Source organism: Hyalangium sp. (assembly GCF_035629615.1).
In the GTDB taxonomy this organism is placed as follows: domain Bacteria; phylum Myxococcota; class Myxococcia; order Myxococcales; family Myxococcaceae; genus Hyalangium.
This window is the reverse complement of record NZ_DASPHO010000830.1, coordinates 1-5,594: the sequence shown is the minus strand read 5'-3', so window position 1 is coordinate 5,594 and position 5,594 is coordinate 1. Positions and strand designations below refer to the sequence as shown.

Here is a 5,594-nt window from a genome sequence, read left to right as displayed (position 1 = left end):
ACAGCCGGTGGATGAGGCGCCGAGCCCGATGGCGTTCGCGCCGATGTTTCTCCACCATCAAGGAGCCTTCTACGCCCGCGGTGGCATTGGCACGGTGCCGAGAGCTCTGGCGCGGGCGGCAGAGAAGGCTGGCGTCCACCTCAAGCTCGGGCGCGGGTGCAGAAGATCAGGTGCGAGGGCGGACGCGTGCGCGGAATCGAGCTTGAATCTGGCGAGGCTGTCGCCCTGGATGCGGTGGTCTCGAATCACGGTGGGGTGGGAACCCACGAGCTCGTCGTCGGGGCCTCCGTCGACCGTTCGCGGAGTGCCGTCGAAGGCGTGAAGCTTCAGTCGCCGGGCGGGTGCGCGTATCTCGCCGTGTAGGGTTCGAGCCCGGGCAGCTACTTCCGTTTCCACCGGCCAGATTCAGGCCCTTGCGCGGTACTGGTGCAGCCACAGGCCGTCGACTCCACTTGCGGGCGGAGCGGCACCTATCCCGCCAGGTTGATCGCATCAATGGATCACAGCGAAGCGCAAAGACTCGGCCCCGAGGGCCAGCGAGCCTGGTTCCAAGCCCGCATCGCCGATCCCTGGTGGAAGGATGCTGGCGAGGCGCGGGTGCTCGCGCTCCGTACCCCGTCGGATTGGGGAAGGCAGTTCCTCTTGCCACATGACGCGATGAACCCTGCAATGACCGCGAAATTCATGCGGCGGGGGCGGTTGCCTCACAAGAATCCCGACGTGCGTGGGCTCTACCTCGCAGGCAGCGCGACACACCCCGGCCAATTCGTCGCGTTCTGCGCGCAATCGGAGTGCACGCCGCGGATCGCCTACACCTGGATCACTGCAACGATGCGTTAGGCTCGGGGGATGCTCTTCTTCCGCATGGTGCTGAGTCTCGTCCTGTTCACGGCGAGCGTCTCATGGGCCCAAGGTTCCGCGGATGCGCCCCTCGCCGGACCAGAGAACGTGGTGCCCGTCTCGGCTCCTCAGTCCGAGGAGGAGAGGGAAGTGCCGCCTCAGGAGAGGGCGGAGCCGGATCCCTCGGCTCAGGCTGCTCCCGAGGGCGAGCTCATCCCCTACCGCTACAGGCCGGAGAACGAGGGGCCTCCTGATCTGCTCCTGCCACGCATCCTCGCGGAGGCGTTCGGAGGGGTGCTCGGCGGCGTGGGCATGGGCATCGTGGGCCTGCTCGCGGGGGTCTCCGCGCTCGAGGACGTGAGCTGCTCCTCGGGCGAGGTGTGCCTTGCCACCCTCCTCATCATCACGGTCCCCGCCGCGTTCGTGGGCATCCCCCTGGGCGTCGGGTATGCCGCCGAGGGACTGGGGGGCAGGGGACAGTTCCTCCCCTCGCTCGGCGGCACCCTCCTGGGGACCGGGGCCGGACTCTTCTACGGACTGACTTCCGAGGACACAGGGGGCCTGGTCGCTGCCCTCATCATCGGGCCCGTCCTCGGAGCCATCGTGGGCTATGAGATCTCCCACGCCATGAACCAGAGCCGCGCCTACGCGGCTCGAGCCGGGCCCTCGTCCCGAACCGGCCTTCGGGTGGTGCCCGTGGTCGGCGCGACGCCTCGGGGGGGCTTGCTCGGGGGACTCGCCGGGAGCTTCTAGCGTCACGCCCTGTGCGAGCCCATGCCTCCTGGGGGATTGCGCAGCCGCGTGTAGAGCGTCTCCGTCAGCAGGTACCAGAACTGCACGTAGCCGATGCTCAGGATGTCTCCGTCCCGCAGCGTCACCTCGCGCTGCATGGTGATCGTCCCGTTCAGGAATGTGCCGTTGCGCGAGCCCATATCCTTCACCGTGCAGCGACGCTCGGCCTCGTTCCACTTCAGCACCGCGTGCTGCTTGGACACCGAGCTGTCATCCAGCACCACGTCACAGTCCGGCAGCCGGCCGAATATCAGCGAGTCCGTCTCGCCCAGGGGTGGCAGCGTCGCCACCAGTAGATCCTCGAACTCGAACAGGAGCGAGAGCATCCCCTGCTCGATCGTCCCCCGGTTGGCCGTGCGCGTGGGATCCAGCACCGCGGAGGACTCCGGGCTCGGAGGGCGCTGGATGAGCGCGAACGGCCCGAGCTGGCGGCGGAACTTCGCCTCCGGGAGAGCTGCGCCGAGCGCTCGCAATTCCTTCACTGAAATCATCGTGGTTCCGCCTCAGTCGTTTCCCGCCGTGCGAAGCATCGCCAGCAGGCTGTGGGTCTCCAGGTAGCAGAACTCCGCGTCCCCGAAGCTCAACATGTCCCCATCCTGCATCAGGCTGTTCTGATCCCGCAGGTACTCACCGTTCACCACCGTGCCGTTGCGCGAGCGCAGGTCCGTCACCACGCAGCGCCGGGCGACATGGTCCCAGCGCAGCACCGCGTGGCGCTTGGAGACCGACGGATCGTCAATGACGAAGTCGTTGTCGGGCAGCCGGCCGATCTGCAGCTCGTCGCTGCCGGTGATGGGAGGAAGGGTGACCACGCTCAGATCATCGAACTGCTGGAGCAGCTCCGCCATCAGAATCTTGGAGTCCGCCTGGGTGCGCCCCAGCCGGGTGCGCTGGGCGCCCAGCCGCAGGGAGACCTGCTCCACCACGGGGTCCGGGGGACGCCGCACGAGGACGAAGGGGCCCACCTGTCTCTGGAAGTCTTCGTTGGAGAGGTTCCCCGCCAGAGCTCGGACCTCGCGGACCAGGAGCATCCAGGCAGCCTAATGGGTTCACCGGTCACCACCCAAGTCCCGCTCTGACAGCCCTCCGGCTGCTTTCGTTTGCCCGCATGCCGAACGTCTCCTACATTCGGAATTTCCTCGCAGAAGGAGCCGTATCGATGAGTGGGAACATCCCGATGACCCCCCATGGCCTTCGCAAGCTCAAGGCGGAGCTCAAGCAGCTCCAGACGGTGGAGCGTGGGAAGATCTCTCGGGAGATCGAGGTCGCGCGGGCTCACGGCGATCTGAAGGAGAACGCCGAGTACCACGCGGCCAAGGAGAAGCAGTCGCACATCGAGGGCCGCATCCTGGACATCAATGACTGGATTGCCCGGGCCGAGGTCATCGACACCAGCAAGCTCAAGGGGGACACCGTCGTCTTCGGCGCCACCGTGATGCTGCGCGACACGGAGACCGACAAGACGGTGACGTACCGGATCGTCGGGGAGCTGGAGGCCGACATCAAGAAGCGCTGGCTCGCCGTGACTTCGCCCGTGGCGCAGGCGCTCATTGGCAAGAAGGTGGGGGACGCGGCCACCGTGCGCAGCCCCGGAGGTGAGCGCGAGTTCGAGATCGAGGAGATCCGCTTCGACGATCCTCAGGACGAAGAAGCCCCGTCCACTCCTTGACGCTGCGCGGCACACGCAGCCGCCGGGGGAGTGGGCTTCTGCCCGGTCCCCCGCTTTCATTTCGTGCGGGACGTCATCCCTGCTCCTTAGGATGAGCGCTCGGACCCGCCCGTGAGCCACCCCCTCGCCAGCCTCGTTGGACCGCTGCGCTACGCGTGCCAGCGGGACTTCGCCCAGCTCACCACGGTGAGGGATCTGCGCGGCGTCATCGAGCGCGCCCTGGCGGGGGCCTCCGGGGTGGAGCCTCGCGCCCTGTCGCTCCTGCGCGCCGTGCTGCCCCATGTGGACCACCCCGTGCTGGATCGGCGCAAGGCCGCCCTGCGGCGCGTCGTCGCCGCACTGAAGATGGGCGGGGTGGCGCTGCCGGCCGAGTTGGAGCAGGTGATTCGGGGCGAGGCTGGCGGCTCCCTGCCCGAGGCGGTGGGTGCCGGGAGCGACTCGGAGGAGAAAATGGGAGCCATGGCGGTGCCCTCGGGCCCACCCTCGGGGACCCGTGGGACGGCTCGCGCGCCCCTGGCTCCGGCGCCGGCTGTGGGAGTTCCCCCCTGGAAGGCCACCGAGCCTGTGAAGGGCTCCGCGCCCGTGCCGAGCGCCCCCGCGCCGAGCGCCCCTGCACCGCTGGTGCTGACGCCCGCGCCCCCTTCCCGGCCTGCCGCGCGCATTCCTCCCGCGACGGAGAAGAAGGCCGCTGCCCCGAAGAAGCGCAAGAGCGCTGCCGGTGCGGAGGCGTCCCGGGCCGAGGCGAAGCTCCTCTCCATCGCGCCGCGCTCAGGGCCCTTGTCCATGCCCCTCAAGACGCTGGGCAAGCGGCTGGGCCCGCGGCTGCTGGGCGCCCTGAACAAGAAGGGCCTGCGCCGGATGGGCGACATCCTCTTCCTCCTGCCGCGCTGCTACGAGGATCGGCGCCGCCTGCTGACCATCGCAGAGCTGGATCCGGGCGAGCGCGGCGTCACCGTCGGGGTCGTCAAGCTCGCCGACTACACCTCCGGCCGTAACGGCAAGCGCTACTTCAAGGCGGTGGTCGCGGATCGCTCCGGCAGCATCGCCGCCACGTACTTCCACGCCGGCCCCTGGCTCAAGGCCCGCTTCACCGTGGGCAAGCGGCTCGTGCTCTCCGGCGAGGTGCGCGCCGGCATGAATGGCCGCGAGATGGCCCACCCGGAGATCGAGCCCGCCGAGGACATCGAGTCCTCCTCCTCCGTCCACTTCAACCGCATCGTCCCGATCTACCCGGGCCTCGAGCGCGGCGATCAGCGCTCCTTCCGCGAGATCGCCTCCCGCGTCAGCGAGTCCTACGCCCAGCACCTCGAGGAGCCCCTGCCCGAGTCCCTGCGCAAGCGCCTGGGGCTGATGACGCTCCCCGAGGCCCTGCGCAGCATCCACTTCCCCGCGGAGGATTCGGACCTGGCCCTGCTCGACGCGCACCGCAGCCCCGCCCACCGGCGGCTCGCGTTCGATGAGCTGTTCTTCCTGCAGCTCGGCGTGGGCCTCAAGCGCCAGGGCGTGAAGGTGGAGAAGGGGATCGCCTTCGACGTCTCCGCGGACCGGCTGGAGAAGGCCCGCGGCGCCCTGCCGTTCCAGCTCACTGGCGCCCAGCACCGTGTCATCGAGGAGCTCTGCCGTGACATGGCCCGCCCCGAGCCCATGAACCGGCTCGTCCAGGGCGACGTGGGCTCTGGGAAGACGGCGGTGGCGCTCGTGGCGGCGCTGATCGCGCTGCAGGACGGCTACCAGGTGGCCGTGATGGCGCCCACGGAGATCCTCGCCGAGCAGCACGATCGCACCTTCCGCCGCCTCTTGGAGCCGCTCGGCTTCCGGGTGGGGCTGCTCAGCGCCGCCGGCACGGCCCGGCAGAAGCGGGAGGTGCGCGAGGCCGTGGCTCGAGGCGAGCTCCACCTGGCCGTGGGTACCCACGCGCTCATCCAGGGGGACGTCTCCTTCGAGCGGCTGGGGCTGGCCGTCATCGACGAGCAGCACCGCTTTGGGGTGATCCAGCGCCACACGCTCATGAGCAAGGGCCGCAGGCCGGACGTGCTGGTGATGACCGCCACGCCCATCCCGCGCACGCTGGCGATGACGCTCTACGGGGATCTGGACATCTCCGTCATCGACGAGCTGCCCCCGGGCCGCACGCCCGTGGCCACCCGTGTCTTCAGCGAGCAGCACCGCGCCCGGGTCTACGAGGCGGTGACCGCCGAGATCGCCAAGGGCTACCAGGCCTACGTCGTCTATCCCCTGGTGGAGGAGTCCGAGAAGCTGGATCTGGAGGACGCCACGCGCGGCGCGGAGAAGC

6 protein-coding genes are annotated in these 5,594 nt (G+C 69.1%); 4 read left to right on the top strand and 2 right to left on the bottom strand.

The window, feature by feature from the left end; genetic code table 11:
- The first annotated feature begins 495 nt into the window (after positions 1–495).
- Together VD972_RS41710 and VD972_RS41705 are read left to right on the top strand one after the other, a co-directional pair.
- Positions 496–840 (top strand): hypothetical protein, encoded by a 345-nt coding sequence (locus VD972_RS41710; RefSeq protein ID WP_324994995.1) that lies wholly within the window; start codon positions 496–498, stop codon positions 838–840.
- Positions 841–849: 9 nt separating this feature from the next.
- A complete protein-coding gene (locus VD972_RS41705) occupies positions 850–1,593 on the top strand; it encodes a hypothetical protein (protein WP_324994993.1) in 744 nt (247 codons plus the stop codon).
- Between the two features lie 2 nt (positions 1,594–1,595).
- On the opposite strand, the gene VD972_RS41700 is transcribed toward VD972_RS41705, so the two are convergent.
- Positions 1,596–2,123, bottom strand: a complete 528-nt coding sequence (locus VD972_RS41700; RefSeq protein ID WP_324994991.1) for an FHA domain-containing protein — start codon at positions 2,121–2,123, stop codon at positions 1,596–1,598.
- A 12-nt stretch (positions 2,124–2,135) separates the two neighbouring features.
- Entirely contained in the window at positions 2,136–2,663 is a 528-nt protein-coding gene (locus VD972_RS41695; RefSeq protein ID WP_324994989.1) for an FHA domain-containing protein, read from the bottom strand.
- 128 nt (positions 2,664–2,791) lie between these two features.
- Between VD972_RS41695 and greA the strand changes: the two genes are divergently transcribed.
- Together greA and VD972_RS41685 are read left to right on the top strand one after the other, a co-directional pair.
- Complete coding sequence (gene greA, locus VD972_RS41690; RefSeq protein ID WP_324994987.1) at positions 2,792–3,301, top strand: transcription elongation factor GreA; 510 nt, start codon at positions 2,792–2,794, stop codon at positions 3,299–3,301.
- 111 nt (positions 3,302–3,412) lie between these two features.
- Positions 3,413–5,594 (top strand): ATP-dependent DNA helicase RecG (locus VD972_RS41685; RefSeq protein WP_324994985.1); only part of this gene is annotated, 2,182 nt, incomplete at its 3' end.